The organism is Calditerricola satsumensis (assembly GCF_014646935.1).
Classification (GTDB): domain Bacteria; phylum Bacillota; class Bacilli; order Calditerricolales; family Calditerricolaceae; genus Calditerricola; species Calditerricola satsumensis.
On record NZ_BMOF01000100.1, the window covers coordinates 1 to 1,072 of the forward strand.

Annotated in this window: 1 protein-coding gene; it reads right to left on the reverse strand. The window is 60.1% G+C overall.

From position 1 onward, the window contains the following. The coding region (locus IEX61_RS12225) for an IS110 family RNA-guided transposase (protein WP_188818256.1) at positions 1 to 1,054 on the reverse strand (1,054 nt) is incomplete at its 3' end. Between the last annotated feature and the right edge of the window lie 18 nt (positions 1,055 to 1,072).

The following is a 1,072-nucleotide window of genomic DNA, read 5'->3' on the forward strand; positions in this document are numbered from 1 at the left end:
GCGCCCGCAGACGTGCGCGCCCGCGCTTGGAAATGCGCGTTTTGCCCACGTGTTTCCCGGATTGGTTTTCCACGATGTTCAGCCCGGCCAGCTTGCGGATCTGCCGCCAGTCGCGGTATTGGCGCAAGTCGCCCGTCTCGGCCAGAAACCCCGCCACCGTCATTTCACTGACGCCGGGGATGCTCATCATTTCCGCAGCCCCGGGGATGCGCTGAAGAAGCTCTCCAATTGCCTGCTCAAGCTCGTTGAGCTGCTGCTGCAGGAGGTCGTATTCCTGCAGCCAAAAGCGCAGAGCAAGGCGCGCGGCATGCAGGCCTTGGGTGAGCCCGATGGAACGCTCGGCGCTTGCGCGCAGCTGGCGAGCGCGGGAAAGTCCCACGGCCCGCTGCACCCCGTTTTCTCGCCACAGGCGCACTACTTCTTCGGGCGTATGGGCTTTGACATCTTGCGGCAGCGGGAAGAGGCGAAGCGACACGAGGGCCGTTTTGCTTTCCCAGTCTGGGAACACATCGAGGAACTCCGGGAAGTACTGGTCCAACCAACGGCGGATGCGCGCGTACAGGCGCTGCAGGTTTTTCATGAGCTGCTGGCGGAGACGGACAAGTCCGCGCAGTTCGGCGAAATCGCCTTGCGGCAAATTGGGCAGGACAAAATGCCCGTCTTTGATGAGTTTGGCGATGACCAGCGCGTCCTTGCGGTCGTTTTTGGTCGGCGAGTTGTCTACAAACTCTTTGGTTTGCTTGACGTGGAAGGGGTTGACCAGGACGACGCGGACATCGCAAGCGCGCAAATAGGCGGCAAGGTTCAGCCAATAATGACCGGTCGGCTCCATGCCGACCACGACCTCTGAAAGCCCGTGTTTCGCCTGCAGCTGGCGGATCCACTGTAAGAACACCTCAAACCCCTCAAGTCGGTTGTCAAAGATCAACGGTTCGCCAAGGATGTGCCCACGCCAGTTAATCGCACGTGCCACGTGTTTCTGGGACGCGATGTCAACGGCGACGATGAGCGTGGAATCGTGAATGGTGGCAAGCTTGCGATTTTGTGCTATCATAGGGGTACTACCTCCTGA